This window comes from Rhodospirillaceae bacterium (assembly GCA_028819475.1).
Lineage (GTDB): Bacteria > Pseudomonadota > Alphaproteobacteria > Bin65 > Bin65 > Bin65.
Window position 1 is genome coordinate 44,631 of the sequence record JAPPLJ010000019.1, and the last position, 26,800, is coordinate 71,430.

28 protein-coding genes and 1 tRNA gene are annotated in these 26,800 nt (G+C 68.8%); 17 read left to right on the plus strand and 12 right to left on the minus strand.

What is annotated here, in order from left to right; all coding sequences use genetic code 11:
- Position 1: 1 nt before the first annotated feature.
- Positions 2-1,168 carry a tetratricopeptide repeat protein gene (locus OXM58_04115; protein MDE0147534.1) on the minus strand — a complete coding sequence of 389 codons (1,167 nt, stop codon included), beginning with the start codon at positions 1,166-1,168 and terminating at the stop codon, positions 2-4.
- Between the two features lie 827 nt (positions 1,169-1,995).
- Between OXM58_04115 and OXM58_04120 the strand changes: the two genes are divergently transcribed.
- Positions 1,996-2,478: a thermonuclease family protein gene (locus OXM58_04120; GenBank protein MDE0147535.1), complete on the plus strand. Its 483-nt coding sequence runs from the start codon at positions 1,996-1,998 to the stop codon at positions 2,476-2,478.
- Between the two features lie 36 nt (positions 2,479-2,514).
- Here the strand turns inward: OXM58_04120 and OXM58_04125 are convergent, their stop codons facing one another.
- The 3 genes from OXM58_04125 to OXM58_04135 all read right to left on the minus strand — a co-directional run bounded on the left by OXM58_04125 (position 2,515) and on the right by OXM58_04135 (position 4,021).
- Positions 2,515-3,288, minus strand: a complete 774-nt coding sequence (locus OXM58_04125; GenBank protein ID MDE0147536.1) for a TIM barrel protein — start codon at positions 3,286-3,288, stop codon at positions 2,515-2,517.
- 100 nt (positions 3,289-3,388) lie between these two features.
- Positions 3,389-3,733 carry a HigA family addiction module antitoxin gene (locus OXM58_04130; GenBank protein ID MDE0147537.1) on the minus strand — a complete coding sequence of 115 codons (345 nt, stop codon included), beginning with the start codon at positions 3,731-3,733 and terminating at the stop codon, positions 3,389-3,391.
- Between the two features lie 12 nt (positions 3,734-3,745).
- The gene (locus OXM58_04135; GenBank protein MDE0147538.1) at positions 3,746-4,021 is read right to left on the minus strand and encodes a type II toxin-antitoxin system RelE/ParE family toxin; all 276 of its coding nucleotides are present in this window, start codon (positions 4,019-4,021) and stop codon (positions 3,746-3,748) included.
- Between the two features lie 156 nt (positions 4,022-4,177).
- Between OXM58_04135 and OXM58_04140 the strand changes: the two genes are divergently transcribed.
- Genes OXM58_04140 through OXM58_04165 form a run of 6 tightly spaced genes read left to right on the plus strand, consistent with a single transcriptional unit; the run spans position 4,178 to position 9,002 of the window.
- Complete coding sequence (locus tag OXM58_04140; protein ID MDE0147539.1) at positions 4,178-4,972, plus strand: sulfite exporter TauE/SafE family protein; 795 nt, start codon at positions 4,178-4,180, stop codon at positions 4,970-4,972.
- A gap of 19 nt (positions 4,973-4,991) precedes the next feature.
- Positions 4,992-5,594 (plus strand): cysteine dioxygenase, encoded by a 603-nt coding sequence (locus OXM58_04145; GenBank protein ID MDE0147540.1) that lies wholly within the window; start codon positions 4,992-4,994, stop codon positions 5,592-5,594.
- Positions 5,595-5,637: 43 nt separating this feature from the next.
- Positions 5,638-7,218 (plus strand): rhodanese-like domain-containing protein, encoded by a 1,581-nt coding sequence (locus tag OXM58_04150; protein ID MDE0147541.1) that lies wholly within the window; start codon positions 5,638-5,640, stop codon positions 7,216-7,218.
- A gap of 10 nt (positions 7,219-7,228) precedes the next feature.
- The gene (locus OXM58_04155; protein MDE0147542.1) at positions 7,229-8,080 is read left to right on the plus strand and encodes a hypothetical protein; all 852 of its coding nucleotides are present in this window, start codon (positions 7,229-7,231) and stop codon (positions 8,078-8,080) included.
- Between the two features lie 51 nt (positions 8,081-8,131).
- Positions 8,132-8,722: a DUF3501 family protein gene (locus tag OXM58_04160; GenBank protein ID MDE0147543.1), complete on the plus strand. Its 591-nt coding sequence runs from the start codon at positions 8,132-8,134 to the stop codon at positions 8,720-8,722.
- Positions 8,723-8,771: 49 nt separating this feature from the next.
- Positions 8,772-9,002 carry a type II toxin-antitoxin system HicB family antitoxin gene (locus tag OXM58_04165; GenBank protein MDE0147544.1) on the plus strand — a complete coding sequence of 77 codons (231 nt, stop codon included), beginning with the start codon at positions 8,772-8,774 and terminating at the stop codon, positions 9,000-9,002.
- Between the two features lie 261 nt (positions 9,003-9,263).
- Here the strand turns inward: OXM58_04165 and OXM58_04170 are convergent, their stop codons facing one another.
- A complete protein-coding gene (locus OXM58_04170; GenBank protein ID MDE0147545.1) occupies positions 9,264-9,749 on the minus strand; it encodes an Hsp20 family protein in 486 nt (161 codons plus the stop codon).
- Positions 9,750-9,931: 182 nt separating this feature from the next.
- Here OXM58_04170 and OXM58_04175 point away from each other — a divergent pair, with 182 nt between their 5' ends.
- From OXM58_04175 to lpxK, 4 genes are all read left to right on the plus strand, one after another.
- Complete coding sequence (locus OXM58_04175) at positions 9,932-10,651, plus strand: sulfur transferase domain-containing protein (protein ID MDE0147546.1); 720 nt, start codon at positions 9,932-9,934, stop codon at positions 10,649-10,651.
- Positions 10,652-10,744: 93 nt separating this feature from the next.
- On the plus strand, positions 10,745-12,688 hold the full coding sequence (locus tag OXM58_04180; GenBank protein MDE0147547.1) for an ABC transporter ATP-binding protein: 1,944 nt from the start codon (positions 10,745-10,747) through the stop codon (positions 12,686-12,688).
- A gap of 3 nt (positions 12,689-12,691) precedes the next feature.
- A complete protein-coding gene (locus OXM58_04185) occupies positions 12,692-14,017 on the plus strand; it encodes a 3-deoxy-D-manno-octulosonic acid transferase (GenBank protein ID MDE0147548.1) in 1,326 nt (441 codons plus the stop codon).
- Complete coding sequence (gene lpxK, locus OXM58_04190; protein MDE0147549.1) at positions 14,014-15,024, plus strand: tetraacyldisaccharide 4'-kinase; 1,011 nt, start codon at positions 14,014-14,016, stop codon at positions 15,022-15,024. The genes OXM58_04185 and lpxK overlap by 4 nt, the downstream gene beginning before the upstream one ends.
- A 57-nt stretch (positions 15,025-15,081) precedes the next feature.
- Here the strand turns inward: lpxK and OXM58_04195 are convergent, their stop codons facing one another.
- The 3 genes from OXM58_04195 to OXM58_04205 are packed head-to-tail and all read right to left on the minus strand — an operon-like array spanning position 15,082 to position 17,252.
- Positions 15,082-15,609: a demethoxyubiquinone hydroxylase family protein gene (locus OXM58_04195; protein MDE0147550.1), complete on the minus strand. Its 528-nt coding sequence runs from the start codon at positions 15,607-15,609 to the stop codon at positions 15,082-15,084.
- A 44-nt stretch (positions 15,610-15,653) separates the two neighbouring features.
- On the minus strand, positions 15,654-16,184 hold the full coding sequence (locus OXM58_04200; GenBank protein MDE0147551.1) for a disulfide bond formation protein B: 531 nt from the start codon (positions 16,182-16,184) through the stop codon (positions 15,654-15,656).
- Between the two features lie 54 nt (positions 16,185-16,238).
- Positions 16,239-17,252, minus strand: coding sequence for an NADP-dependent oxidoreductase (locus OXM58_04205; protein MDE0147552.1), 1,014 nt, complete (start codon positions 17,250-17,252; stop codon positions 16,239-16,241).
- A gap of 346 nt (positions 17,253-17,598) precedes the next feature.
- Here OXM58_04205 and OXM58_04210 point away from each other — a divergent pair, with 346 nt between their 5' ends.
- The 4 genes from OXM58_04210 (at position 17,599) to OXM58_04225 (ending at position 20,782) form a co-directional block, all read left to right on the plus strand.
- The gene (locus OXM58_04210) at positions 17,599-18,906 is read left to right on the plus strand and encodes an MFS transporter (protein ID MDE0147553.1); all 1,308 of its coding nucleotides are present in this window, start codon (positions 17,599-17,601) and stop codon (positions 18,904-18,906) included.
- A gap of 94 nt (positions 18,907-19,000) precedes the next feature.
- Positions 19,001-19,768 (plus strand): SDR family NAD(P)-dependent oxidoreductase, encoded by a 768-nt coding sequence (locus tag OXM58_04215; GenBank protein MDE0147554.1) that lies wholly within the window; start codon positions 19,001-19,003, stop codon positions 19,766-19,768.
- A gap of 257 nt (positions 19,769-20,025) precedes the next feature.
- Positions 20,026-20,102, plus strand: a tRNA-Arg gene (locus OXM58_04220).
- 155 nt (positions 20,103-20,257) lie between these two features.
- Positions 20,258-20,782, plus strand: coding sequence for a cupin domain-containing protein (locus OXM58_04225; GenBank protein ID MDE0147555.1), 525 nt, complete (start codon positions 20,258-20,260; stop codon positions 20,780-20,782).
- A gap of 131 nt (positions 20,783-20,913) precedes the next feature.
- Here OXM58_04225 and OXM58_04230 read toward each other — a convergent pair whose 3' ends face one another.
- The 3 genes from OXM58_04230 to fabI all read right to left on the minus strand — a co-directional run bounded on the left by OXM58_04230 (position 20,914) and on the right by fabI (position 23,912).
- A complete protein-coding gene (locus OXM58_04230) occupies positions 20,914-21,486 on the minus strand; it encodes a histidine phosphatase family protein (protein MDE0147556.1) in 573 nt (190 codons plus the stop codon).
- 510 nt (positions 21,487-21,996) lie between these two features.
- Positions 21,997-23,082: a chorismate synthase gene (gene aroC, locus OXM58_04235; GenBank protein MDE0147557.1), complete on the minus strand. Its 1,086-nt coding sequence runs from the start codon at positions 23,080-23,082 to the stop codon at positions 21,997-21,999.
- 2 nt (positions 23,083-23,084) lie between these two features.
- The gene (gene fabI / locus OXM58_04240) at positions 23,085-23,912 is read right to left on the minus strand and encodes an enoyl-ACP reductase FabI (GenBank protein MDE0147558.1); all 828 of its coding nucleotides are present in this window, start codon (positions 23,910-23,912) and stop codon (positions 23,085-23,087) included.
- 211 nt (positions 23,913-24,123) lie between these two features.
- On the opposite strand from fabI, the gene OXM58_04245 reads away from it, so the two are divergent.
- A complete protein-coding gene (locus OXM58_04245; GenBank protein MDE0147559.1) occupies positions 24,124-25,452 on the plus strand; it encodes a YihY family inner membrane protein in 1,329 nt (442 codons plus the stop codon).
- A gap of 46 nt (positions 25,453-25,498) precedes the next feature.
- Here OXM58_04245 and OXM58_04250 read toward each other — a convergent pair whose 3' ends face one another.
- Entirely contained in the window at positions 25,499-25,993 is a 495-nt protein-coding gene (locus OXM58_04250; protein ID MDE0147560.1) for a glycine zipper 2TM domain-containing protein, read from the minus strand.
- Positions 25,994-26,203: 210 nt separating this feature from the next.
- On the opposite strand from OXM58_04250, the gene pdxH reads away from it, so the two are divergent.
- Positions 26,204-26,794, plus strand: a complete 591-nt coding sequence (pdxH, locus tag OXM58_04255) for a pyridoxamine 5'-phosphate oxidase (GenBank protein ID MDE0147561.1) — start codon at positions 26,204-26,206, stop codon at positions 26,792-26,794.
- Positions 26,795-26,800 lie beyond the last annotated feature (6 nt).

A 26,800-nucleotide genomic window follows, 5' to 3' on the forward strand; every position in this document is an offset into this window, starting at 1 on the left:
GCTATGGCGGTCCGACATCCGCCAAATCGGGTATCCCCTTCCGGTACCCGGACCGCAGCGCGCCGCCGTTGAGCCAATTCACGGCATCTTTCCGGACACGCCGCGCTCCGGTCCGGGACAAGGCCCGTTCACGATCGATGAGGTCGAGCCTGAGGTCGGCGCGAATGCCGGCATTGTCGGTCCGGCGGTAGGCGGCGTAGAGCCAGAAATAGGCCGCCGGCCCGGACCGATTCGCCGGGCTGCCGCTCAGACCGTATCGATAGCCCAGGTTGCGCATGGCGGCGACGTTCCTCCGGTCCGCCGCAGCCGCCAGAAAATAGGCTCTGGCGCGGCGCGTATCCTTGCCGACGCCGAGGCCGTTCAGATACATCACACCCAGATTGTTCAGGGCATGTCGTACGCCGGCCCGGTAGGATTTCCGGTACCAGTACAGCGCCCTGCGATAATCCTGTCTGACGCCCTTTCCGTGGCGGTACATCCAGCCCAGGTTGAGCATTGCGTCTTCGAATCCGAGGCGGGCGCTGCGGCGGTACCAGGCGATCGCTTTTGCCGTATCGCGCAGATCCGCAGGTCCTTCGTCATAGACGTATCCGGCCCTGAACATTCCAAAGGCATCGCCGGCTTCCGCGGCGCGGAGATACCATTTCAGGGCCTTCTCCCAGTTCCGCTCCACATATGTGCCGAACTGGCGATACATCCCGACCTTCACCATCCCTTCCGCGCAGCCCTGCCGGGCCGCCTTCAGGTAGAGGAAGTAGGCGGCGCCCTCGTCGGCCTGCCACACGATGCCCTCCTCGTAGGCGTATCCGAGCAGCACGACCGCATCCGGGCTTCCGGCGGCGACTGCCCGTTCGGCAAGCCTGACCAATTCCGGAAGTTTGTCCCGGCCGTTCCATGCGCGGTAAAGAAAATCGGCCCGTGAATAGAGGGCGAGCGGATCGTTCTCCAGATCCGGCGCGGACAGCAGCCGGCCGGCTTCTTCCCTTTTTCCTGCATTGAACAATACGGTCGCGATCGCAACCCGCAGCGAGGTGTTGCTCGGGTTTCGCCGGATGGCGGGCGCACAATTTTGCGCCGCTTCCTGGTACCGGGCAGGGTCGAGCGGCTTGAGCCGGTAGGTCCTGCCCCAGTGTTCCGCCGGCAGCGATTCCAGACAGCGATCCGGCAATGGGCGCGACGTACAGAGGCTGGCCCCAGCCTCGAACGTCGCCGTGAGCCACATGAGGCAGATCGGGGCAATGCAGATAAGGGTTCGGAGAAACACGGTGCACCGCCGGCCGGTGGCAGTTCGAACAAACCAGCAACTTATAGGCCGTTAAACGGATTGACGCAAGGCTTTTACCAGCGGCTACGAATGTCCTGGGGCGTTGCGCCGGGCACCGTCATTGCGCTCCGGCCCCTCGGCCGGCATACGCAAGCAAAAGCTGCCGCCTCTGCCGCACGACGCTCCGATTTATTGCCTGCGGCGCAATGTCCCCTCGCACAATCGGCAATTTTTCCCAGCGCATCGGCGTTCCGGAAGTATATTTCGGACACCGGCGAAAACGCGCAGAATTTTTCATATTTGCGCCGAACAATGGTAATTATATTTTTTTCGTTAGGCGGAGCTTACGAATTTCGACGGAAATATAGGAATTATTTATGCGCCGCGAGCCGAACGGCGATTCGGCGTGCCTCGACCGGCCGGCATTCCTCCGAACGGTTTCGCAGCCGCCGCCATTTCGGCCGCGGCAGACGCCCCGCCGAACCGTTTCGACGGGGCGCGCGCGACTTGACAGCACTATCGATTTAGTAAAGCATCCGCGCCGTGATCGCTCGCAGGCCCTGCTAGGTCGGGTCACCCGCTGAATAGAACAGCCTGATGCCCGACGCGGGATAGCTTCCTGCGTTCAGGCGAATAAGCGGGACATCTCTGCATTCTCTGCGAGTTGGTCACAATGGCCCGGCGCCCTCGGCCGGGCCCAGTCGGTTTGTGGCCTGGCTGGAGGGGATGTCTTGACCTATGTCAAGCGGAAGCCGTTTTTTCGCTTGATTTTGCGGGCGGCACCGGCGGTCGGCGCAATCGCGCTGACCGCCGTCTTATGCACGACTCCCGCCCGGGGCGAGGATTATCTCTGGCCGGTGACGCGGGTGATCGACGGCGATACGGTCGAGGTCAAGGTTCCGGGCCTGCCTCCCGAATTAGCCCACATCAGGGTGCGGCTGCGCAGCGCCGACACGCCAGGGATTGGCCGTTATGCAAAATGTCCGTCAGAGAAGAGGATCGGCCAGGCGGCCAGAGACTTTACCGAGATGCAAATTACCAAGGCTGAACGAATCCTCGTGCGGAATCCGGAATGGGAAGGAGGTAGGGGGCGCGTGAAAGCCGATCTGATCCTAAACGGAAAGACGCTCTCGGCTCTACTGATCGAAGCGGGCCACGGCAGACCGTATCGCCGCGGCCAGCGGCAGAACTGGTGCCCTGATTCAGAAGATTAACGGTCGACAGCAGGGCAGCCTGAAATTTCCGCCGCTCTAGTCGACCATCCACCCCAGCGTCTCCTCGGTAACCCGGCTCGGCACATATTCCGCGGCGCACCAGCCGTCGTAGCCGAGACGGTCGAGCGCGGCGAAGACCGCGGGAAAGTCGATCGCCCCGGTGCCGGGCTCGTGCCGGCCGGGATGGTCGGCGAACTGGATATGGCCGATGCGCGGCAGGATCTCTTCGAGCCGCGGGACCAGCCGGCCCTCCATGATCGCCATGTGATACAGGTCGTGCTCCAGCGCCAGGTTCGGATGGCCGGCCCGGTCGATGGCTTCGAGCGCCTGTTCGCTGGTCGACAGCAGGAAACCCGGCCGGTCGACGGTGTTGACGGCCTCGACGACGACGCCGATGCCGATCCCGCCCATGAGGTCCGCCGCGACGCGCAGATTCTCCGCCAGCGTCGCCAGGCAGCGCGCCCGCCCGAAACCGTGCAACTCGGGAAAACCGGCGAGCACGTTGACGTTGCGCGGCCGGAGCACCGCCGCGACGTCGCGCGCCGTCTCCGCCGCCCGGCGGAAGGCGGCCTGCCGGCCCGGCGTCGCGGCGAGGCCCGGCCCGCCGTCGAGCATGTCGCCGACCGGGACGTTGATGACCGAGACGGCGAGCCCCGCCGCCCCGATCGCCCGCTGCCAGTCTGCGGCCGGCCGGTCGTAGGGAAACTGGATCTCGACGGCCCCGAACCCCGCCGCAGCGGCGGCGGCCGGCCGGTCGAGCCAGTCGCATTCGGCGAACAGCATCGAAATGTTGGCGGAAAAACGGGGCATGGCGGGGTCTATGGCTTCGGCAAGAGGCGGTTACCGGCTTCCCAACCCAGGAAGCGGTGCAGGACGAGGCGGTTTTTGGGTGAACCTCGTCCGATGGCGTTCAGGGCGCGGGGACCGTCGACGCGGACGGGCGCGCTTCGGCTGGCGTTATCTTCTCAAGTTCGTTCTTCAACTCCCGTTCCGCCCGCCGCAGATCGTAATTCTGCTGCATCCTCAGCCAGAGTCCCGGACCGTTGCCGACGAGCCGGCCGACCCGCAGCGCCATTTCCACCGAGACGGGATGCGTACAGGACAGAATCCGGTGAAGGTGCTGGCGCGAAACCCCGAGCCGCCGCGCCGCCGCGCTGACCGACAGCCCCAGCGCCGGCAGGACATCCTCGCGCAGAACCTCTCCCGGATGGACTGCCGGACGCCGGAGCGGCCTTTCTACGCTGTGTTCCGTCATTCCTTCTCCTCCTCAATGATACTGCTCGAGATCGACGCGCAGCGCCTCGCCGTCCCGCCATTCGAAGGTGATGCACCAGGGGCCGTTGACATGGATGCTGAAGCGCCGGGGCGACCCGCGGAGACCGTGAAAATCGAATCCCGGCACGCGCAGGTCGGCCAGCGATTCGGCCTGGTCCAGAACTTCCAGCCGGCGCAGGCAGCGCGCATGGAGATCCTGCCGGACATGGCGGCTGCGGCCCCGTCCGAACAACTCGGAAAGACCCTTGTGCCGGAAACTCCGGATCATGTTGGATAGTAACACATTATGTTACATCGTCAAGACAGTTCCTTCGCTTGGGCCTGCCGGCGGCAGGGATGCAGAATCGGAGGCACGGCAAGGTCCGGCCCGGCTCCCTTCCAAACCCACCCCGCGCGCCCCTGCGTTGCGTTTTGGGCCCTTCCCGTGCGGTCGCCGGGCGGCTATGCCCGCGCCATGCTTATCGAGAATCCCTGGTTCTGGGCGGCGGCCGTCCCTGCTGTGCTGATCGTCGGCATATCGAAGGGCGGGGTCGGCGGCGGGCTGGGCACGGTCGGCGTGCCGATCCTCTCCCTGGTCGTCGACCCGCGCATCGCCGCCGCGGTGCTGCTGCCGGTGCTCTGCCTGATCGACCTGATGTCGCTGAAGGCCTACTGGGGCCGCTGGCACCGGCGCAACATGCGCATCCTGATCGCCGCCGCGATGATCGGCATTCTCGCCGGCGCGCTGACCTTCCGGCACCTGGACGCCGACGCCATCCGGGTGCTGATCGGCGTCATCGCGATCCTGTTCGCGCTGCGAACCTGGCTCGGCGCGCGGCGGTCCGGCCGGCCGGCGCGCGCGCCGAACGTCCTGCGCGGCGGCCTGTGGGGCGCGGTCGCCGGCTTCACCAGCTTCGTCTCCCACAACGGCGGGCCGCCGGTCGCGGTCTACCTGCTGCCGCAGAAGCTGGACAAGACGCTGTACCAGGCGACGACGGTCGTGTTCTTCGCCGCGATCAACTATGTCAAGCTGGTGCCCTACTGGCTGCTCGGGCAGTTCCCGGCGACCAATCTCACCGTATCGGCGGCCTTGTTCCCGCTGGCCGTGGCCGGGACGCTGCTCGGCGTCTGGCTGCACACCCGGATCTCCGACCGCCTTTTCTTCATTGCGGCCTATGTCCTGCTGTTCGGCATCGGCATCAAGCTGGTATATGACGGCACGACGGGCCTGCTGGCCTGACCGGAGGAGGAAAAACGCCATGGCGGAGAACGGAGCAGCGCGACGGGAAGAACGGGGCCGCGCCGTCGCGGCGGCGGTGGCGGACATCCGCGCCATCGAGCGCGACCATGGTGTCACGCGCGACGGGCTGGCCCGGATGAAACGGCTGCTGCTCGACCTTGCCGAACGGACGGACCTGTTCCCGGCGGAGGACTTCCCGCCGCCGGACGGGGATGTCGAATTTCCGGCCAACGTCTACCGGATCGCGGAGGACGACGACCATCGCTTCGCCCTCTACGTCCAGTCGGCGCGCGGCGCGCTCGATACGCCGGCGCACAACCACACGACCTGGGCGGTGATTGCCGGCATCCGCGGCGACGAGCTGAACCGCTTTTACGAGCGCACCGCGGACGGCGGCGTGGCGGAGACCGGCTGGCGGGTGGTGCGGCAGGGCACGGCGGTCGCCTTCCTGCCGGACGAACTGCACTCCATCCATGTCGGGACCGGTAACCGGGTCGTCAACTTCCACATGTATGGCCTGGCGCTGGACCGTCTCCACGAGCGGGAGTATTTCCGGGACGACGACGGCAGCTGGCGCAACTTCCCGGCCCAGGAGGGCATCATCGAGGCGCGCGGCGCCTGATTTCCCCCGGAAATTTTCCCGGAACGATCCCCCGGAACATGCCATGAGCCTCTACATCTCCCCGGCGGACCTGCACGCCGCCCTGCAGGACGGCGACGAACTCGCGCTGATCGACGTGCGCGAGCAGGGCGTCTTCTATCATTCCCACCTGTTCTGGGCAGTCTGCATTCCCCTGTCGCGCCTGGAGCTGCTGATCCTCGACCTCGTGCCGCGCAAGAGCGTGCGCATCGTACTGTGCGACGACGGGCCGTCCGGGATCGCCGGCGCGGCGATGGAGGTTCTGGACGCGCTCGGCTACGGCGATCTCCGCATCCTCGAAGGCGGCACGGCAGCCTGGGCGGAGGCCGGCTACGAACTCTATTCCGGCGTCAACGTACCGTCCAAGGCGTTCGGCGAATTCGTCGAACACGCCTACGACACGCCGCGCGTGCCGGCGCCGGAACTCGACGAACTGATCCGCTCGGGCCGGGACATGGTGATCCTGGACAGCCGGCCGGTCGAGGAATACCGGCGCATGAACATCCCCGGCGGCATCGACGTGCCGGGGGCGGAGCTGGTCTACCGGGTCCACGAGATCGCGCCCGAGCCGGAGACGCTGGTGATCGTCAACTGCGCCGGGCGGACGCGCAGCATCATCGGCGCCCAGAGCCTGATCAACGCCGGCATCCCCAACGAAGTCGCCGCCCTGAAGGACGGCACGATGGGCTGGGAACTGGCCGGATTTTCCTGCGAGCACGGTGCGGAGCGCTTCGGCCCCGATCCGTCGCCGGATGCCGTGGCGGTAGCGCAGGAGCGTGCCGCAGCGGTCGCCAAACGCTTCGGCGTCCGTTTCGCCGGCAAGGCCGCGGTCGAGGGCTGGCAGGCCGAACAGGGCGTACGTACGCTTTATCTGCTGGACGTACGTACGCCCGAGGAGTTTGCAGCCGGCCACGTCGCCGGCGCGCGCCACGCGCCGGGCGGGCAGCTGGTCCAGGCGACCGACGAGTATGTCGCGACCCGCAACGCCCGGATCGTCCTGTTCGACGACGAGCGGGTGCGTGCGGTGATGACCGCCTCCTGGCTGATTCAGCTCGGCTGGACGGACGTCCACGTCTATGGCGGCGCGATCGGGGACTGGCCGGTCGAGACCGGACCGCGCCCGCCGGCGGCGCCGGAGATCGAGCGGTGGGAGACGATCGGCCCGGACGACCTGGAGCCGGACGATCACATCCTCGACCTGTCCGACAGCCTGACCTACCGCCGCGGCCACATCCCCGGCGCCTGGTGGGGCCTGCGCAGCCGGCTCGACGAAGCGCTGCTGCCCGACGATGCGCGGATCGTGCTCTACGCCGACGACGACCGGATGGCCCATCTCGCGGCAACGACGCTGTCCGGCCTGGAGATCGAGGACGATTTCGCCGTGCTGGCCGGCGGGCTCGAGGCCTGGCGCGCAGCCGGCAAGCCGGTCGAGCCGGACGACGGCCGGATGACCCTGGCGACGACGGAGCCGAACGACGTCTGGTACAAGCCCTACGACACCGACGAGGAGGTCCGGGCGAAAATGGAGGAATATCTGGTGTGGGAGGTCGCGCTGGTCGAGCAGATGGCGCGCGACGGCACCGTGAGCTTCCGCACCTACCCGTGACGCCCCCACGATGATCCAGACCATGGAAGCCCGCGGCATGGACGCGGGCATGGATCCCTCGGACATATCCGCGCCGCTGCTGTCCGCCACCGTCCTGCTGCTGCGCGACGGCGCGCGCGGACTCGAAGTGTTCATGGTCGAGCGCAGCGGCCGGGTCGGCGCCTTCGCCGGCGCGATGGTGTTCCCCGGCGGCAAGGTCGCGCCCGAGGATTCGTCGGCCGAATTGCGCGCGCTGGCCGACAATGGCGGCGATCTGGACGACGCGGCCTTCGGCTTCGCCGTCTCCTCGGTGCGCGAGGCCTTCGAGGAATGCGGCGTCCTGCTGGCCCACCGAAACGGAGCCACGCTGACCGACGCCGAACTGGCGCCGCTTGCCGGGTTCCGGGACGCGATCGGCCGCAACCGGATTCCCTTCGCCCGCTTCCTTGCCGACCACGGCCTGCGCCTGGACATGGCCGGGCTGGCGCCCTTTTCCCGCTGGGTGACGCCGGTGTTCCGGCCCAAGCGGTTCGACACGATGTTCTTCCTCGCCGCCGTGCCGCCCGACCAGACGCTGAGCCACGACGGCAGCGAGACGGTGCACGGCCTGTGGACGCGGCCGCAGGACGTCATCGACGCCGCCGACCGGGACCGGAAATATTCGCTCTATTTCGCCACCCGGCTGAACCTGATGGACCTGGCGCTGAGCGGAACCGTGGCCGACGCGCTCGCCCGCGCCGCCGGGCGGACGCCGCCGCAGGCCATGCCGTGGCGCGAGATGACGCCGGACGGCCCGCGGCTGCGCATCGACGCCGATTCCGGCTATGCCCTGGTGCAGGCCAGCCTAGAGGTCGCCGGCGGCATCGCCCCCTTGCCGAACTGACGTTCGCCCTTATATTAGAATTACTCTAATCTAAAACGGAGCGGGCCGAAAATGAACGTGCTGACGCGCGCCGACATCATGGCGATGGCCGACTACGGGACGGTGCGCGCGGAAAAGCGCCGCGAGATCGCGCAGGTGAAGAGGAACCGGCGGGTCGAGGTCGGCCCCTTCGCGACATTCTACTTCGAGAACCGCGCCACCATGTGGCACCAGGTCCACGAGATGCTGTTCATCGAGAAGGGCGGCGAAGACCAGATCGCCGACGAGCTGGCGGCCTATAACCCGCTGATCCCGAACGGCCGCGAACTGGTCGCGACGGTGATGATCGAAATCGACGACGAGCGCCGGCGGCGCACCGTCCTGGGGCGGCTCGGCGGTTTTGAGGAAACCATGTTCATCCGATTCGGCGAATACGAGGTCGCCGGGATCCCCGAAGACGATATCGACCGCACGACGGCCGACGGCAAATCCTCTTCTGTCCAGTTCGTGCATTTCCCGTTCACCGATGCCCAAGCCGCCGCCTTCAAAGCGGGCACGTCCGGCGCGGGCGAGGCCATCGTCGGCGTCGGCCATCAGAACTACGCCCACATGGCCGTGATGCCGGCGGCGGTGCGGGAGTCGCTGGCGGCCGACCTGGATTAGCGCATGTTCGTAACCGACGGAAACGGGGTGTCGGCAGGCGGAGCGAGCGATGTCAGAGTCAGAGATCATTTTCGAAGTCAGCGAAGACGAACTCGACGGTGGCTATTCGGCGAGCGCGCTCGGCTTCGGCATCCACACCGAAGGCGACACACTGGATGAGCTTCGCCGAAACGTCCGGGAAGCCGTGGACTTCTACTTCGACGACAGCATGAACCGGCCGCGCCTGATTCGCCTTCGCTCCGCGGAGAGGAGAACGGAGCCCGCGACGGCAGAATCGTGATGAGTCGCGCCTGTCGCGACGCTCGCACCATCCCCAACCGTCATTTCGACCGTAGCCCCGGATTGAATCCGGGGCGAAGCGGAGAAATCTTTCTCGCACGGTGCTACGAACCCGGCTCCGTGGAAGAAAGATATCTCCGCTCCGCCGCCCATTCGGGCGGCTCCGGTCGATATGACGGGTGGTATTGCTGCAGGGCAGGCGTCGGTCTGAATGAGGATGCGGGGATATTGCGGGGCCTTGCCGCCGAGTTCGACCACCCGGTCAGCGGCCGCCCTCGTCCGCCTCCGCGTCGATCGTCCCGGCTGGCTTCGTGCGCACCTTGCCGCCGGTGGCGTTCGCGCCGGGGCGGATCGGTACGCTGCGCACGGCCTCCTCGACGGCGGGGCGTGCGAGATCGATGCCGAGTAGGCCGTTTTCGAGCGCGGCGCCCTCCACCTCGATCCCGTCGGCCAGCATGAAGGTGCGCTGGAACTGGCGCGCGGCGATACCGCGATGCAGGTAGACCCGGTCATCGCGCTCGGCCTGCCGGCCGCGGACGACGAGTTGGCGGCCTTCGACGGTGACGGCAAGATCGTCCATCGTGAAGCCGGCGACGGCCAGCACGATGCGCAGCGCATTCTCGCCGGTCTGCTCGATATTGTAGGGCGGATAGCCGTCGGCGGAGGCTTTCGCGATCCGGTCGACGGTCTGTTCGAACTCGTCGAAACCGAGCAGGAACGGGCTGTTGAACAGGGACAGGCGGGCCATGCGCACGCTCCCTTGCCGAAGCACCGGCCGGGGTGCCGGTTCCCGAAACTGGTGCCTGACCGGCGGCCGATCAAGGCGGCCCGGCGCGCGTTTGCCGCGGACCGCGCGCGCCGCCGCAACGCCGGGCCGCAAGCACCGATTCGCGCGTTGCCAACGGGGCGTTCCGCACCGAAGTAAGGCCGATGACCGACAACCGCTCCCCGGGCCGGCAATCCGCTCCTGCGGCGCAAATCGACCGCGGACCGTCCGAGGATCCGTTCGACAGGCCGTTCGGGCGGATAGCGGCGTGGCTGGAATTGCTGATCCTCGATCACGGTTTTCTGCGCCTCGCCTACCGCCACTGGCACGAAGTTGCGCCCGGCCTGTACCGCTCCAACCAGCCCGCGCCGTTCCAGGTCCGCCGTGCCGCTCGGTCCGGCATCCGCACCGTCGTCAACCTGCGCCGCGCCAACGCGAGCGGCCACTATCTCCTGGAGCGGGAAGCTGCCGCGAAAGCCGGGATCGCCCAGGTCGATTTCCATCTCTCGTCGCGGGGCGCGCCGCGCCGCCAGCAGCTTCTGGACGCCGCCGGGATGTTCGACCGGATCGACTATCCGGCGCTGATCCATTGCAAGTCCGGCATCGACCGGACCGGCCTGATGGGGGCGCTGTATATTCTCATGCGCGGCGGCGCGGCCGGCGACGCGCTGAAGCAGTTCGGCTGGCGCTACGGCTATATCGGCGCCGGGCCGACCGGCATCGGCAAGGCCCTCGTGCTGGAATACGGCCGGGCGCAGGCCGAAACCGGCGTCGATTTCCTGGCCTGGGTTACCGAGAGTTACGATCCGGTGGCGCTCGAAGCCGCTTTCCGGCCGCGGCCCCTCGCCACCGCCCTGGTCGATTTCGTGCTGCGCCGGGAGTAGCTGCGGCCCTTCGCGCGCGGCGCGGCGGCGATCCGGCGCTTTGGGACATAGGGACGCGCGCTCGCCGGCGATTCTGCGTCTGAGTGCGCCGACATGATAGAAAACCGCCCGATCGAAACCGTCAGGAGCCGCCGTTTGGCCGCCGGATCGAAATCCGCAGGGAGACTGCCGCTCGACGCCAGGACGCTGCCGATGGTGAAGCGGCTCGTCCGCGACTACCTGCTGCGCTACTGGCTGCGCATCGTACTGGCCTTTGCGCTGCTCGGCCTGGTTTCGGCCTGCACGGCAACGATTCCCTTCATCCTGAAGGAACTGCTGGACAGCGCCTTCAGCGGCGGCGCGGCGGTGGAGAGCGCCTGGCTGACCCGGGCGATCGACGGGCTGTTCTCGCCCGATCCGCGCTACAACCAGCTCTATTTCATTGCGCTGGCGACGGCGCTGGTGTTCGTCGTCAAGGGCGGAGCGGCCTACGGCGCGGTGACGATGATGGCCTATGTCGGGCACCGCTCGGTCGCCGACATCCAGGACACCATGTTCGCCCGCCTGATGCGCGCCGACCTGGGATTTTTCCACAACACGCCGACCGGCCGGCTGATCTCCGCCTTCACCAACGACGCCAGCGCGATGCGCAGCCTGTTCTCGGACACGGTGGTGAGCATCGGGCGGGACATCGTGACGGTGATCGCGCTGGTGGCGGCCATGTTCTGGATCGACTGGATCCTGTCCTGCATCACCTTCTTCGTGTTTCCGCTCGTCGCCCTGCCCGTGTACCGGATCGGCCAGCGCATGCGGAAGGTCTCCGCCAATACCCAGGCGGAGATGGCCCAGTTCACCACCCTGCAGGACGAGAGCTTCCAGGGCATTCGCCACGTCAAGGCCTATGGCATGGAGGATTACGAGACCGGGAGGGCGACATCCGTCATCCGGCGCATCTTCCGCCTGAACTACAAGGCCGAGAAGATCCGGGCGATTACCGAGCCTCTGCTCGAAGCGATCGCCGGCGTGGCGATCGCCGCCGTCCTGCTATATGGCGGCTACCAGGTGATCGCCGAGGCGCGCACGCCGGGCGACTTCGCCGGATTTCTCGCCGCCCTGCTGCTGGCTTACGATCCGGTGCGCCGGCTGGCACGGCTCAACGCCAATCTCCAGAAGGGGCTGGCCGCCGCCGAACGGGTGTTCGCCACGCTGGATATCGAGCCCGAAATCGTCGACCGGCCGGGCGCCGGTCCGCTGGTGTCCGGCGCGGGCGGCATCCGGCTCGACAATGTCGTGTTCGCCTACGACCGGAGAGGGAGCGTGGCGACGCCGGCCCTCGGGCGCGGCGGCGAGGGCGTGACGCTCGATGTGCCGGCCGGCAGGACGGTCGCGCTGGTCGGCCCGTCCGGCGCCGGCAAGACGACGGTCCTGAACCTGATCCCCCGCTTCTTCGATGTCGACAGCGGCACGGTGCTCATCGACGGACAGGACGTGCGCGACGTGACCCTGGCGTCCCTGCGCGCCCGGATCGGGCTGGTCAGCCAGGAAACCAGCCTGTTCGACGACACGATCCGCGCCAACATCGCCTATGGCAGACGGGGCGCTTCCGAAGAGGACATCGTCGCCGCCGCCACCGCCGCCGCGGCGCACGATTTCATCATGGAGTTGCCGCAGCGATACGACACCCGCGTCGGCGGCCTCGGGATTCAGGTGAGCGGTGGCCAGCGCCAGCGCATCTCGATCGCCCGCGCCATCCTGAAGGACGCGCCGATCCTGCTGCTCGACGAGGCAACCTCGGCGCTCGATACGGAATCGGAGCGCCAGGTGCAGGCCGCGCTGGATTCGCTGCGCCGGGGCCGGACGACAGTCGTCATCGCCCACCGGCTTTCCACCATCGCCGATGCCGACATCGTCTATGTGCTGGACGAGGGCCGGGTCGTGGAATTCGGCAGCCATAGCGACCTCGTGGCGGCCGGCGGCGCCTTCGCCCGCCTGCATGCCGAACAAACGACCGGGGGACAGATGGGCGGGGGGCAGATGAGCGGTACGGGGCAGACCTGAGCCATGCTGCTCGGCCTGTATCGCGGCCTCGGCCGGCTTGCGCCGCCGGTCGCCCGGCTCGTGCTGCTGCGCCGGCGCGCCCGCGGCAAGGAGCATCCGGAGCGGTATCGCGAGCGGATGGGCAATCCGCGCCGGAACCGGCCCGACGGCGCGCTGATCTGGCTTCACGCCGCGAGCGTCGGCGAGGCCCTGTCCGCGCTGCCGCTGATCGGGCGGCTGCTGACGCGCCTGCCTTCGGCGCATGTCATGGTCACCTCGGGCACCGTCACCTCGGCGAAACTGATGGACGAACGCCTGCCGGAGCGCGCCTTCCACCAGTTCGTCCCGGTCGATTGCCCGGCCTGGGTGGGGCGCTTCCTGGACCACTACCGGCCGGACCTCGCCCTGTGGGTGGAAAGCGAATTGTGGCCGGCCCTGCTTGCCGGAACGGTGGAGTCCGGCACGCCGGCGATCCTGCTGAACGGCCGCATGTCGGCGCGGTCGCTCCGGCGCTGGCGGCGCTTTCCGGGCGCGGCGCGCCGGCTGATCCGGTCGTTCGACGCGGTCCTGGCCCAGTCCGAAGCCGATGCCGGGCGTTTCCGCCGGCTCGGCGCCCGGCGCGTCGAGACGCCGGGCAACCTCAAGATGGCGGCCGCGCCGCTCCCGGCCGACCCGGCGGCGCTCGCCAGCCTGACAGATGCGGTTCGCGGGCGCCCGGTCTGGCTGGCGGCGAGCACCCATCCGGGCGAGGAAGCGGCGGTCGCCGAGGCGCACCGGGCGGTGCGCCGGCAGGTCGGCGGCGCGCTGCTCGTCATCGTTCCGCGCCACCCCGAGCGCGGCCCCGCCATCGCCGAGGCCCTGCGCCGCGCCGGTCACGCCGTCGGCCTGCGCAGCGCCGGCGACGCGCCGGATGCTGAAGCGGACATCTACATTGCCGACACGCTGGGCGAACTGGGCCTGTTCTACCGCGCTGCGCCGGTCGCCTTCGTCGGCGGCTCGCTGGCGCCCCATGGCGGCCAGAACCCGATCGAGCCGGCGCAGCTCGGCTGCGCGATCCTGCACGGCCCGCATGTCGGCAATTTCGCCGGCATCGCCGAGGCCCTGCGGGCGGCCGGCGCCAGCGAGACGGTCGATTCCTCCGGCGCGCTGGCGGCGGCTGTCGGCCGCCTGCTCGCCGATCCGGCCGAAGTCCGGGACAGGGCGGACCGGGCGGCCGTTGCCGCGGAGGACAGCGCCGGCATCCTCGACCGGGCGATGGCGCTTCTCGAACCCTGGCTCGCGGCCCTGCCCGGCGGCGTATCCGGCGCGGTATCCGGTTCTGCGCCGCCGGCCGGCCCGGACAGCACATGATGCGTGCGCCGGACGCCTGGTCGCGCAAGGGCGCGGTCTCGACCATGCTGCTGCCGGCGTCGTGGCTGTACGGACTCGGCACGGCCCTGCGGGTGGGCCGGGCGCCGCGCTATACGCCGCCCGTGCCAGCGCTCTGCATCGGCAACCTCACCGCCGGCGGCGCGGGCAAGACGCCGGTCGTCCTGTCGCTGGCGCGGCTGATGCGCGACCGGGGCCGGTGGCCGTTCGCTGTCAGCCGCGGCTATGGCGGCCGCCTGGCCGGGCCCGTGCGAGTCGATCCGGCGCTGCACACCGCCCGGGAAGTCGGCGACGAGCCGCTGCTGCTGGCCGGAGCCCTGCCGACCGTCGTCGCCCGCGACCGGGCCGCCGGCGCGCGGGCCGCCGTCGACGCCGGCGCGGATATCCTGCTGCTCGACGACGGCCACCAGAACCCGGCGGTCGCCAAGGCCCTGTCGCTGGTCGTCGTCGACGGCGGCTTCGGCTTCGGCAACGGCCGGATCATCCCGTCCGGCCCGTTGCGCGAGCCGGTCGGCCGCGGTCTGGCGCGGGCGGACGCCGCCGTCATCGTCGGCGCAGACAACACGGGCGCCGCCCACCGGTGCCGGCGGGAAGCCGGCGGACTGCCGCTGCTCGAAGCCCGCTTCGTGCCGGCCGAGGAGGCGATGGCGCTGCACGGCCGCAGGGTCGTCGCCTTCGCCGGCATCGGCCGGCCCGACAAGTTCTTCGACACGGTGAAGGAGATCGGCGCCGACCTGGCCGAGGCGATGGCCTACCCGGACCATTACCCGTTCCCGGAAACCGAAATCATGTTCATCTGCGAGCTGGCCCAGGAGCGCGGCGCGATCCCGGTCTGCACCGAAAAGGACTATATGCGCCTGCCGCCCGACGCCCGCCTCATGGTGACGCCCGTCCCCGTCGCCCTCGAATGGCGCGACCCCGATGCCCTGGACCGGCTGCTGGCGCCGGTGCTGGAAGGCGGATCGGGAAGGGAGCAACAAGGCTCCTGACCGTTTGCCGCCGGCCTCGGGCCTCGTGCGCGGCGCGGCCGACGCGAGGGGTGGTCGCTACACCCGCTTGGAAATCCAGATCGCGGTGCGGGAGATGTCCCTGATGGCGCGGGTGAGCAGCGGATAGGCCGGCGCGGCTTCGGCGTTGCGGGCGAGCGCAGTGTCCTTGTGGGCCAGCTCGTCGGCGCGGAATTCCTCGACTGTCTTCTTCAGTTCCGCCTCGCTGTCGTCGAGCCGCGCCGCCTGGTCGGCGTAATGTTCGTCGATCACCTCCTCGACCGCGACGGTGCAGGCCATCGCCGCCTCCCGGCCCATCAGCGCCGTCGCCGCGCCGAGCGCAAAGCCCGCGATATGCCAGACCGGCGTCATGACGGTCGGGCGGACCTGCCGCTCGGCGATCATCCGGTTGAAGGTATCGAGATGTTTCTGTTCCTGTTCCGCCATCTCGCGCAGCACCGGCCCGTCCTCGCCGTCGCCGAGCACGGCGAGCTGGCCGGCATAGATGCGCGCTGCGCCGTATTCCCCGGCCTGGTTGACCCGGATCATGCTGTGGATCAGCGCTTCGCCGGCCAGGTCGCCGGGCATCGGCCGGCCCGGTTTCCCGGGCGGTTTTTCGGATTCCTTCCCGGTCATTGCGCCGAATTCCGGAAAGCGCGCATGCCCGAAGTCAGTGCAAAAACCGCCATCGCCGCCGAGATCAGCGCGTTCCAGCCGGCCATGGAAATCCCGGCCAGAGACCAGGGGATGGCGTCGCAGCGCGCGGGCGCCGCTGCGCCGATCATGTCTTTCAGATTGCCGGCGGTAATCTTGCCTGCGTCGAACCCGCCGCCGCCGCTGCAGGTGCCGGGGCCGGTCCACCAGGCATATTCCACCCCGGCATGATAGACGCCGACCCCTGCCGTCACCGCGAGCGCCGCGGCGATCAGGAGCAGGAACAGCCCGGTTCCGCGCTCCCGCAGCACGAACAGCCCGAGCAGCGCCAGCGCGACGACGACCATGTGCGGCCAGCGCTGGACATGGCACATCGGGCAGGGTGTCAGGCCCTCGACATACTGGAATTCGAGGGCGGCGAGCAGCAGTCCGCCGCTGCCCAGCAGCAACAGGTAGAGGGAGATCCGGCCGGTCGTCATTGCCTCCGGGAAATAGGTTCGCCGCGCCATTCGTTCCGCACGCCGATCGCCGCATCGCGGTCTTCGGCCGACGGTCCGGCCGCCCTAGGCCGGATCGGGCGCGACGCGGATCATGCGTTTGCCGCGGTTGTCGCCGGCGAGCAGGCCGATCAGGCCCTTCGGCGCATTTTCCAGCCCGTCGAGAATATCCTCCTCGACGACCAGTTTCCCGTCGGCGAACCAGCGGCCCATGTCGCGTTCGGCCTCGGCGTCCCGGTCCGCGAAGTCCATGACGATGAAGCCCTCCATGCGCAGCCGCTTGAAGACATGGATGCCGGGCACGCCGCGCGGGCTGGTCGTCTCGGTCGTGTCGTACTGGCTGATCGCGCCGCAGCAGACGATCCGGCCGCGCAGCGCCATGTTGAACAGGGCTGCCTCCAGGACCGCGCCGCCGACATTGTCGAAATAGATGTCGACGCCGTCGGGCGCGAGTTCGGCGATGCGCTTGCGCAACGGCTCGGCCTTGTAGTCGATGCAGGCGTCGAAGCCGAGCGTATCCGTCACCCAGGCGGATTTCTCCGGCCCGCCGGCGATGCCGATCGCCCGGCAGCCGAGATTGTTCGCGATCTGGCCGACGAACATGCCGACCGAGCCGGCCGCGGCGGAGACCAGCACCGTCTCGCCCGCCTGCGGCCGGCCGACATGGACCAGGCCGTGATAAGCCGTCTTGCCGGCGATGCCGTAGAGCGAGATCAGGTGGCTGAGCGGGCGCGCGCCGCCCGGCAGCTTCTGCAGGCGTCGCGCCTTGTGCAAGGAGCAGTCCTGCCAGCCGAGCGCGCCGCCCACGATGTCGCCGGGCGCAAACCCCTCCGCCGCGCTCGCACTCACGACGCCGACGCCGTAGCCGTCCATGACGTCGCCGGCGCCGATTCCCTTGCGGTAGGTGTCGCCCTGCATCCAGGCCCGGTTGGCGGCGTCAAGCGAGAGCAGGATCGTTCGGACCTGCACCTGGCCAGCCTGCGGCGCGGAAGTTTCCCCGGACCTCATCTCGAAATGGCCTTCCTGCAACTTGCCGGCCGGCCGTTCGACAAGAATGATTTGGCGGTTCGGTTCGGGCATCGGGCGCTTCCTCCGTATTCGACGCGGCGCAAGGCTCCAGGCGAGATGCGCTTCGTCCGTACCCATACACGCTTCTTTTTTCACCGCCATCTTTCTTGTTACCCCGGACGGAGCGCAGCGACGATCCGGGGGCCAGAGTCGTCCGGCACGGTTTCGCCTCATGACCCCTTCGACAGGCTCAGGGCAGGCCCCTGGGCCCCGGATCGGGTCCGGGGCGGCAATTTGGGTTTTAGGATATCGACAGACCGGGCGCGAATTGACCGGGCGCGAATTGGCCGGGCGCGAATTGACCGGGCGGGCGTTTTCCGCTTGATCGCCGGCCCGTCCCGCTCTTTGACACGCCCTCATGGCCGACAAGACGCCCGATACGCAAGGGGACAAGCCCCTCTTCCGCAGGCTCTGGGTGCTGTGCCTGATCGTGTTCATCGACATGGTCGGCTTCGGCGTCATCATCCCGTCCCAGCCGTTCTGGACCAAATCCTTCGGCGCGACCGCCTTCGAGGTCGCACTGGTCATGTCGGTCTATTCCGCCTGCCAGTTCGTCTTCGCCTTTCCGCTCGGCTGGCTGTCCGACCGGGTCGGGCGCAAGCCGATCCTGCTGTTCAGCCTCCTGGGCTCGGTCGTCAGCTTTACCCTGGTCGGTCTCGCCGATACGCTGCTCATGATCGTGCTGGCGCGCGCGCTGGGCGGTGCGATGAGCGCCAACATCGCGGTCGCCTACGCCTATGTCGCCGACGTGACGGGCGGCGAAGAGCGCGCCCGCGCCATGGGCCTGCTCGGCGCCTCCATCGGCGCGGGCTTCGTGCTCGGCCCGTTCATCGGCGGGGTCGTGGCCGGCCCGGACCCGGCCAATCCGGGCCAGATCGCCTTCTTCGTCGGCGCCGCCATCAGCGCCTTCGCCCTAGTCGCCGCCATCCCACTGCTGAAAGAGCCGGAGAAACACCGTTCGAGCGCCGAGACCGGCGGGTTCCGGGCGCGGCTGCGCGGCTTCGGCCTCGCCCTGTCGATCCCGATCGTCCTGATCCCGATCGCCGTCGCCGGCATCGCCGGCCTCGCCATGGCCGGGCTGGAGGCGACCTACGCCCTGTGGGTCAACGAGGAACACGGCTGGGGCGCGCGCGAGACCGGCCTGTTCTTCGGCTATATCGGCGTGCTGCTGGTCATCGTGCAGGGCGGCCTGGTCGGGCCGGTGACCCGCGCGATCGGCGAGCGCGGCATGCTCTATCTCGGCCTCGCCTTCGTGACCGCGGGCATGGCGGTGGTCGCCGTGTCGGATACCATCCCGCTGGTCTTCGTCAACGGCGCGCTGATCGCCTGCGGCTACGGCTTCATCGACCCGGCGGTGAGCAGCCTGATCTCGCGCAACACGCCGGCGGGCCGGCAGGGCGCGATCATGGGCGTGCTGCAATCGGTCGGCAGCCTTGCCCGGATCGTCGGCCCGGCGGCGGCGGGCCTGCTGTTCCACGAGCTGGGCCATAACGCGCCCTACGTCGCCGGGGCCGGCGTGGTCGCCTTCGCGCTGGCCTTCGCCTGGCGGCGGCTCGCCGGCGTCGAGATGCCGCCCTCTCCGCGGGCGCGCACCCGGGCCGCGGCGGAGGCGCCGCCCGAACCGCAGGCGGAAGTACGGGCAGAGGCACAAAGCCCGCCGCGCTGACCGGGCGGCGGATTTTACTGGCGGGCGAATCGCGCTATGAACCCGCCCAGTACGATCAGGGGAACGATCAGGGGAACAGTTGGGAGGGAACCCGATGGATCTGAACGGACATTCGGCAATCGTGACCGGCGGCGGCTCCGGTCTGGGCGAATCGACGGCGCGCCTGTTGGCGGCCAAAGGCATGAAGGTCGCGATCTGGGACCTGAACCTGGACGGCGCGAACCGCGTCGCCGGCGAGATCGGCGGCGTGGCGGTCCAGTGCGAGGTGTCGGACGCGGGCGCGGCCGAAGCGGCGCTCGAGCAATCGCGCGCCGCCATCGGCACCGCCCGCGTGCTGGTCAATTGCGCCGGCATCGGCCCGGCCCGCACCATCGTCAGCCGCGACGGCGAGCCGATGCCGCTCGAAGCCTTCGCGAAGATCGTCCAGGTCAACCTGATCGGCACCTTCAACTGCCTGCGCCTCGCCGCGGCCGACATGTCGAAGGCGGAGCCCCTCGACGGCGGGGAGCGCGGCGTCATCATCAACACCGCCTCGGTCGCCGCCTTCGAGGGCCAGATCGGCCAGGCGGCCTACGGCGCGTCCAAGGGCGGCGTGGTCGGCCTGATGGTGCCGGCGATGCGCGAGCTCGGCCGCCACGGCATCCGGCTGATGACGATCGCGCCGGGCTATGTCGAGACGCCGCTGCTGGAGGCCGTGCCCAAGGATTTCCAGGAAAACCTGAAATCATCGCAGATCTTCCCGCGCACCCGCTTCGGCCAGCCGGAGGAGTATGCCGAACTCTGCGTCCATATCTGCGAGAACCAGCTGCTCAACGGCGACACCATCCGCCTCGACGCCGGCACAAGAATGCCGCCGCGGTAAAGGGTGGGAGCACCAGACTTACCCGTCATATCGACCGGAGCCCCGGATTCATCCGGGGCGGAGCGGAGAAATCTTTCACGCGCGGAACCGGGTCCGAAGCACTTTACCGGAAAGATTTCTCCACTACGCGGCTTCGCCGCTCCGGTCGAAATGACGGGTGGGGCCTGCTATAGACCGTATCTCGAAGCGCCGCGAAGGGCGGCCCCTTTCGCCGCGTTGCCATCGGCGGGTTCCCTGTTTATGTCCCACACGCCTGCGCGCCAGTAGCTCAGCCGGATAGAGCGTCGCCCTCCGGAGGCGAAGGTCAGGGGTTCGAATCCTCTCTGGCGCGCCACTTTCCCGCCGCTGCCGAACGCCCGAACCCGGCGCGCCGATTGCGCCCACAGCCCCTTTCGTGGCATGGTTTTGCCATGCAGCGGCGCGCTTCGCTCCGATGCCGGACGGCCCTGCCGCGCGACGGCCTTCGACACACGGGAAAGGAGAAGGCGGATGACCCAATCGACAGCGGCGGTAAACGGTGGCCATAAGGGCACGGCCATCGTGGTCGGCCCCGAAGAGGGCGACAGCTACTGGCAGCCCCTGCCCTCGACCGGGCATATCACCGCCAAGATCACGCCCTACACCGCGCCCTACGACGATTTCGCCTCCGGCATCCAGGTGCTGGAGCCCGGCGCGGCGATCCGCGAGCACGGCCACCAGCGCGCCCACGAGCTGATCTTCGTCTACCAGGGCACCGGCCACGCGATCATCGACGGCGAGCGCCATGAGCTCAAGCCGGAGACGCTGATCGTCGTCGGCCGGCGCGTGCTGCACTATCTGGAGAATGAGGGCGAGGACCAGATGCGCATGCTCTGGGTCATCTTCCCGCCCGGCCTGGAGGACTGGTTCCGCGCCATCGGCCGGCCGCGCACCCCCGGCGACGGCCCGCCCCCGGTGTTCGAGCGGCCGGACAATGTGCGCGACATCCAGGACCAGCAGAAGTTCCTGCGCCCGGAGGATGCGGCGGCGGGGTGAAGTCGCCAATTCTCAAGAAAGTCTCGTTCAACCCCGCCTTCCTGACGGACCGCCGCGCCGCCGAGGGCTTGTCCTGAGCCTGTCGAAGGGCCTGCCGGTCCGAGGCGCCGCGCCCGGGCCGGATAACGGTCTCAGCGCCGGGGGCCGATGAGGATTTCGCCGACCACGGAGATCGTGCCGTCGCGCCCGATCCCGAGCAGCAGAACCTCGCCCGAGGCGACGCCGAGGCCGGTGAGCGCCCGGATGTTCACATAATGGGTGACGAGGATGACGGTCTCTCCCGGCGGCAGGCCGGACAGGAACTGCTGCAAGCCGGCGGTCTGCCGGTCGGAACGGGCCGGGTTCCGGAAGAACGAGTTGAGCGCGGGCAGGTCCTCGACCGGGCCGAGGCCGAGGAGCCGGGCCGTGTCGCGGCAGCGGCACCACTGGCTGGTGAGGACCCGGTCGACGCGCACGCCGGCGGCCCGGATCGCCGCGCCGATCTCCCGCGCCTGTTCCCAGCCCCGCGCGCCGAGATTGCGCTGGGTGGCGCAGTCGTCGAGCGCGAACGAGGCGGAGTCCCCGGTTCCGGGCGCGTCGGCGTGGCGCATGATGGCGACGATGCCGGGCTCGGACAGGCGGGCGAAGCGCGCGTCGGCGGCGGCCGGCGCAGACGAGAGCAAGAGGGCCGCCAGAGAGGCGACGGCGAGAAGCCGGCGCGTCATCGGCAGGTGAAGGAGGCGAAGGGACATTCGGGTCTTTTACAGGATATCGCCGGCGATGCCGACCACGCCGCGCGCCGCCGGCGCCCGAGCCGGTCGGCGGCGGCGCCCGAGCCGGTCGTCGTCAGCCGGGACGCAGTTCCGCGATTCATCGCCTTGCGTTGCCTGGGGGTTGACGGGCGCGATAAAGAACATTAAATGAACAAAGGGCGGCACGGATCGGCCTGCCCGCCGGTCACGCCATGACGAATCATGACATTTCCTGACATCGCCGCACATCCCCTTCAAGGACCCCGTTCGAGTTCCCCCTCCCCTTGGGGGAGGGGGTTAGGGGGAGGGGTATGCGGCGGCGGGCAACCCCTCCCCCAAGGGGAGGGGGATTCGGTCAGCGCCCCTTTTGCAGAGGAATCCAACGCGCGGGCGTCGCCGGACCTGAGGCCCGGAATTTGGCCGGAAACGGAGAAACATGACGAATCATGACAAAACATGACACATCATGACACCCGCAGGCGGCTACCGCCCCTGTTGCCCCAGGTGGCGCAGCCAGTGGTCGGCGAGGACGCAGGCCATCATGGCCTCGCCGATCGGCACCGCGCGAATGCCGACGCAGGGATCGTGCCGGCCCTTCGTGACGGCGGTGGCGTCCTCGCCGGCGACCGTGACGGTGGGCCGCGGCAGGGGCAGCGACGAGGTCGGCTTGACGGCGAATCGCACGACCAGCGGTTCGCCGTTGGTGATGCCGCCCAGCGTGCCGCCGGCCCGGTTGCTGTCGAACACCATGGCGCCGTCTTCCATATGCATGGTGTCGTGGGCGTCCTCGCCGGGCAGCGCCGCGCCGGCGAAGCCGTCGCCGATCTCGACCGCCTTGACCGCGTTGATCGACATCATCGCCTTGGCGAGGTCGGCGTCCATCTTGTCGTAGACCGGCTCGCCCAGGCCGGCGGGCACGCCCTCGCCGTGGATTTCCAGCACCGCCCCGGCCGAGGAGCCGGCCTTGCGCACGTCGCTCAGGAAGCGCTCCCACTCGGGCACGGCCGCCGCGTCCGGGCACCAGAAGGGGTTGTCGGCGACGATGTCCCAGTCCCAGCGCGCGCGGTCGATGTCCAGCGATCCCATCTTCACCATCGCGCCGCGGATGCGGAAGGCGCCGCCCCAGGCCGCCTTCAGGACCTGCCGGGCGACCGCACCGGCGGCGACCCGCATGGCGGTTTCGCGCGCCGAGGCCCGGCCGCTGCCGCGATAGTCGCGGATGCCGTATTTCTTCCAGTAGGTGAAATCGGCGTGGCCGGGCCGGAACAGGTCCTTGACCTCGGCATAGTCCCGCGGGCGCTGGTCGACATTCTCGACGATCAGGCTGACCGGCGTGCCGGTGGTCAGCCCCTCGAAGGTGCCGGAGAGGATGCGCACCTTGTCCGGCTCCTTGCGCTGGGTGACGAATTTCGACCCGCCCGGCCGGCGCCTGTCGAGCCAGGGCTGGATATCGTCCTCGGTCAGCGGCAGGCGCGGCGGCACGCCGTCGACCACGCCGCCGATGGCGGGCCCGTGGCTCTCGCCCCAGGTGGTGAACCGGAACGCCGTGCCGAAGGCGTTGCCGGGCATGGTCAGTCCGTCCCGCGCGCTTCGGCGATCAGGTCGGGCGCGTCGATCGCCTTCATGCCGACGACGTGATAGCCGCTGTCGACATGATGGACCTCGCCGGTCACGCCGGTCGACAGGCCGGAAAGCAGATACAGGCCGGCGCCGCCGACCTGGTCGGTGGTCACGTTGCGGCGCAGCGGCGCGTTGTCGGCGTTCCATTTCAGGATATAGCGGAAGTCGCCAATGCCCGAGGCCGCCAGCGTCTTGATCGGCCCGGCCGAGATGGCGTTGACCCTGATGCCCCGGTCGCCGAGGTCGACGGCGAGATATTTCACGCTCGCCTCCAGCGCCGCCTTGGCGACGCCCATCACGTTGTAGTGCGGCATGACCCGCTCGGCGCCGTAGTAGGTCAGCGTGAGCAGGCTGCCGCCGTCGTTCATCATGGCGGCGGCGCGGCGGCAGACGTCGGTGAAGGAATAGCAGGAGACCAGCATCGAGCGGACGAAATTGTCCTTCGAGGTCTGGAGATACTTGCCCTTCAGCTCGTCCTTGTCGGCGTAGGCGATGGCGTGGACGACGAAATCGAGGCGGCCCCAGGCACGCTCGACCGCCGCGAAGGTCGAATCGAGGGACTCATCCTCGGTGACGTCGCAGGGCAGGACGAGCGTCGCGCCGACGCTTTCCGCGAGCGGGCGCACGCGGCGTTCGAGCGCCTCGCCCTGGAAGGTGAAGGCCAGTTCCGCGCCCTGGTCCGCCACGGCCCGGGCGATACCCCAGGCGATCGACCGGTCGTTGGCGACGCCCATAACGAGGCCGCGCCTGCCGGCCATAAGTCCCGCTTGTGCGGTCATGTAGCGAATTCGTCCATGCTGCCGAAAAGCGGGTGCATCCTACACCGCGCGGACCACCGGTCAATCGGAGGGCGGTCAATCAGAGGGCGGTCAATCAAAGGGCGGTCAATCGGAGGGCGTTCTATCGGCAGGCGCTCGATTGCGCGACACGGCCGGCGAAGCGGGGTATGGTCGCTTGCCGGTCCAATCGGGGAGAACCAGCGCGCCGGGCATGACGGAAGCCGGAGCCAGCAGCGAAAGCCGCAACGAAAACCGGGGCGCCGCCGCAGGGCGGGTGCTTCGGGCCGCGGGCGATTTCTGCGCCTATCTCTGCCTGCGTTTCTGGAAGGACCACAATTTCAGCGCAGCGGCCTCGCTCAGCTACACCACCCTGCTCGCCGTCGTGCCGCTGGCCGCCATCGGCTTCTCGATCCTGGCCGCCTTCCCGGTGTTCGACCGGATCCGGTCCGACCTGCTGGCCTTCATCCTCGAGATATTCCTGCCGCAGAATGTCGAGGCGGTGCGCGGCCAGTTCGACCTGTTCCTGCGCAACACGCGGGAGTTGACCGCGGTCGGCACAGTCGCGCTGGCGGTCACGGCGGTCATTCTGCTCGATACGGTCGATACCTGGTTCAACCGCATCTGGCGCCAGCCGGAGGTCCGGCCGCTGGTCCAGCGCATGACCATGTACTGGGCGGTGCTCACGGTCACGCCGCTGCTCGCCGGCGGCAGTATCGCGATCTCCACCTACCTGTTCGCGCAGGCCAATCTGGGCATCGCGGAGGGCAACTGGATCCAGAGCACCGCCGTCAGCTGGCTGCCGCCGCTGCTGCTCTTCGGGTCCTTCGCCGTGGCCTACATGGTCATTCCCTACCGCAAGGTCCGGCTTGGCTACGCCGCGCTCGGCGCGCTGGTCGCGCTGCTGCTCTACGACGGGCTGAAATGGGGCTTTTCCCTCTATTTCCGCGCTTTCCCGTCCTACGAAACGCTGTATGGCGCGCTGTCCTACATCCCGCTGCTGCTGATCTGGATGTATCTGGTGTGGTGCGCGGTCCTGTTCGGGGCGCAGACCGCAGCGGCGCTGCCCGAATGGCTGGCCCTGCAGCGCCACGGGCCGCCCGGCGAGGGCCGCATGACGCGACGGCTCGTCCAGGCGATGGTCATCCTGCACGGGCTCTACCGCGCCGGCGAGACCGGCCGGCCGGTCGATACCGAGACGCTGCTCGACCCGCTGCCCGATTCCGCCGAACTGCTGGAGCCGTTGCTCGAGCAGCTCGAAGCCCTGCACTACGTCGCGCGCTCCAACGAGGACGCCTGGATTCTGTCGCGGGATCCGGCCGCGCTGACCGTCTACGAGATCGCCCGCGACCTCGGAATCACCATCCGGCCCGGACTGGGCGAGCTGGAAGAAGAGGCAGTCTGGACGGACCGGCTGGACGGCCTGATTGCGCGCTCGGAAACGGCGCAACGGTCCGCGCTGGACGTATCGCTGCGCGATCTGTTCGGCGCCGGCGGAACCGGCGGGTCGAACGAGTCGGCGAAACCGGAAGGGCCCGGATAACCGGCTCCCGGCGGGCCGGGCGGCTATCGCGGCAAACGCACCCGGTTCAGGTGGCGACGACCGACCAGGGGCGTCCCTTCGTCCGGCAGCGGCGGCCTTCTACGGTTTCCGTCCGGCCGTCGGAGAGTTCCGTCGTCTCGGTGAAATTGCGGCAGCGCCAGACCCTGCCCCGGCGGTCCTTGAACCGGTACGGCGGCGAGGTCGGGGTGACGAACCCGCGGTTGCCCGAACGCTTGTTGCGCCAGCCATGCCGCCGGCCGGTCCTGCCCCGCTCCATCGCTTCCTGGGCGTTCGAATCCGCCATTTCGCGGTCCTTGCGGTCGAGCGCGGCGCCGATCCGGCTGCCGATAAAGCCGCCGACCAGTCCGCCGATCGCCGCGCCGGCCAGGCGGCCGCTCGTGTCGCCCTTGCGGGCCAGCGCCGCTCCGGCGAGTCCACCGATCACGGCGCCGCCCGCCGCCCCGGCCATTTCCTTGTTCGCCGTGCAGCCCGCAAGGACGAGGGCAGCGCTCAAACCAACGGCCAGAAACGTGTTGCGCACCGTTCGATCTCCCGTTTTCCAAGCGAATCCGGCAGGCTGCGCGAACCGCACGGCATCCGCGGTCCGCTGCCTGTTTGATTTGCTGTACGCAGGAAGCGCCGATAACCGTCGCCGGAAAACACGCGGGAGGCAGTCACCCGTCCGCCGCGGCGTTCCCCGGGCTTTCCCACCGGTATCCCCGGAGGTGCGGATCGGCCTATAGTATCCGCCATGAGCATCGAGCCGACCGACGAACCGATCGACCTGTTCCACGCCTGGTTTGCCGAAGCGGGCGAAACGGAGCCGAACGACGCCAATGCGATGGCGCTGGCCACCGTCGGCGCGGACGGCATGCCGTCGGTCCGGATGGTGCTGCTGAAGGGCGCGGATATCGGCGGCTTCGTCTTCTACACCAATTTCGAGAGCCGCAAGGGCGCCGAGCTGCTGGCCCATCCCCAGGCCGCGCTGTGCTTCCACTGGAAGTCGCTGCGCCGCCAGGTCCGAGTCGAAGGGACGGTCGAGACCGTGAGCGACGAGGAAGCCGACGCCTATTTCGCCAGCCGGGCCCGGGGCAGCCAGATCGGCGCCTGGGCCTCGCAGCAATCGCGACCGATGGCGGGCAAGGCCGAGTTGCTGAAGCGGGTCGGCGCCTTCACCGCGAAATTTGCCGTCGGCAAGGTCGCCCGGCCGCCCCACTGGAGCGGGTTCCGGCTGGTTCCGCGCTGTTTCGAGTTCTGGAAAGACGGGCAGTTCCGCCTGCACGACCGCCTGGTTTACCGCCGCGAGGGCAAAAGCTGGCGCACGGACGTGCTCTATCCCTGAGACGAT

What these genes read in the sequence shown, in the direction of transcription:
- OXM58_04125 (MDE0147536.1), bottom strand. Translation starts at nt 3,288, where the DNA reads ATGCCCCGTTTTTCCGCCAACATTTCGATGCTGTTCGCCGAATGCGAC.
- OXM58_04130 (MDE0147537.1), bottom strand. Translation starts at nt 3,733, where the DNA reads ATGACGGAACACAGCGTAGAAAGGCCGCTCCGGCGTCCGGCAGTCCAT.
- OXM58_04135 (MDE0147538.1), bottom strand. Translation starts at nt 4,021, where the DNA reads ATGATCCGGAGTTTCCGGCACAAGGGTCTTTCCGAGTTGTTCGGACGG.
- OXM58_04145 (MDE0147540.1), top strand. Translation starts at nt 4,992, where the DNA reads ATGGCGGAGAACGGAGCAGCGCGACGGGAAGAACGGGGCCGCGCCGTC.
- OXM58_04150 (MDE0147541.1), top strand. Translation starts at nt 5,638, where the DNA reads ATGAGCCTCTACATCTCCCCGGCGGACCTGCACGCCGCCCTGCAGGAC.
- OXM58_04155 (MDE0147542.1), top strand. Translation starts at nt 7,229, where the DNA reads ATGATCCAGACCATGGAAGCCCGCGGCATGGACGCGGGCATGGATCCC.
- OXM58_04160 (MDE0147543.1), top strand. Translation starts at nt 8,132, where the DNA reads ATGAACGTGCTGACGCGCGCCGACATCATGGCGATGGCCGACTACGGG.
- OXM58_04165 (MDE0147544.1), top strand. Translation starts at nt 8,772, where the DNA reads ATGTCAGAGTCAGAGATCATTTTCGAAGTCAGCGAAGACGAACTCGAC.
- OXM58_04170 (MDE0147545.1), bottom strand. Translation starts at nt 9,749, where the DNA reads ATGGCCCGCCTGTCCCTGTTCAACAGCCCGTTCCTGCTCGGTTTCGAC.
- OXM58_04175 (MDE0147546.1), top strand. Translation starts at nt 9,932, where the DNA reads ATGACCGACAACCGCTCCCCGGGCCGGCAATCCGCTCCTGCGGCGCAA.
- OXM58_04180 (MDE0147547.1), top strand. Translation starts at nt 10,745, where the DNA reads ATGATAGAAAACCGCCCGATCGAAACCGTCAGGAGCCGCCGTTTGGCC.
- OXM58_04185 (MDE0147548.1), top strand. Translation starts at nt 12,692, where the DNA reads ATGCTGCTCGGCCTGTATCGCGGCCTCGGCCGGCTTGCGCCGCCGGTC.
- lpxK (MDE0147549.1), top strand. Translation starts at nt 14,014, where the DNA reads ATGATGCGTGCGCCGGACGCCTGGTCGCGCAAGGGCGCGGTCTCGACC.
- OXM58_04195 (MDE0147550.1), bottom strand. Translation starts at nt 15,609, where the DNA reads ATGCCCGGCGACCTGGCCGGCGAAGCGCTGATCCACAGCATGATCCGG.
- OXM58_04200 (MDE0147551.1), bottom strand. Translation starts at nt 16,184, where the DNA reads ATGGCGCGGCGAACCTATTTCCCGGAGGCAATGACGACCGGCCGGATC.
- OXM58_04205 (MDE0147552.1), bottom strand. Translation starts at nt 17,252, where the DNA reads ATGCCCGAACCGAACCGCCAAATCATTCTTGTCGAACGGCCGGCCGGC.
- OXM58_04210 (MDE0147553.1), top strand. Translation starts at nt 17,599, where the DNA reads ATGGCCGACAAGACGCCCGATACGCAAGGGGACAAGCCCCTCTTCCGC.
- OXM58_04215 (MDE0147554.1), top strand. Translation starts at nt 19,001, where the DNA reads ATGGATCTGAACGGACATTCGGCAATCGTGACCGGCGGCGGCTCCGGT.
- OXM58_04225 (MDE0147555.1), top strand. Translation starts at nt 20,258, where the DNA reads ATGACCCAATCGACAGCGGCGGTAAACGGTGGCCATAAGGGCACGGCC.
- OXM58_04230 (MDE0147556.1), bottom strand. Translation starts at nt 21,486, where the DNA reads ATGACGCGCCGGCTTCTCGCCGTCGCCTCTCTGGCGGCCCTCTTGCTC.
- aroC (MDE0147557.1), bottom strand. Translation starts at nt 23,082, where the DNA reads ATGCCCGGCAACGCCTTCGGCACGGCGTTCCGGTTCACCACCTGGGGC.
- fabI (MDE0147558.1), bottom strand. Translation starts at nt 23,912, where the DNA reads ATGACCGCACAAGCGGGACTTATGGCCGGCAGGCGCGGCCTCGTTATG.
- OXM58_04245 (MDE0147559.1), top strand. Translation starts at nt 24,124, where the DNA reads ATGACGGAAGCCGGAGCCAGCAGCGAAAGCCGCAACGAAAACCGGGGC.
- pdxH (MDE0147561.1), top strand. Translation starts at nt 26,204, where the DNA reads ATGAGCATCGAGCCGACCGACGAACCGATCGACCTGTTCCACGCCTGG.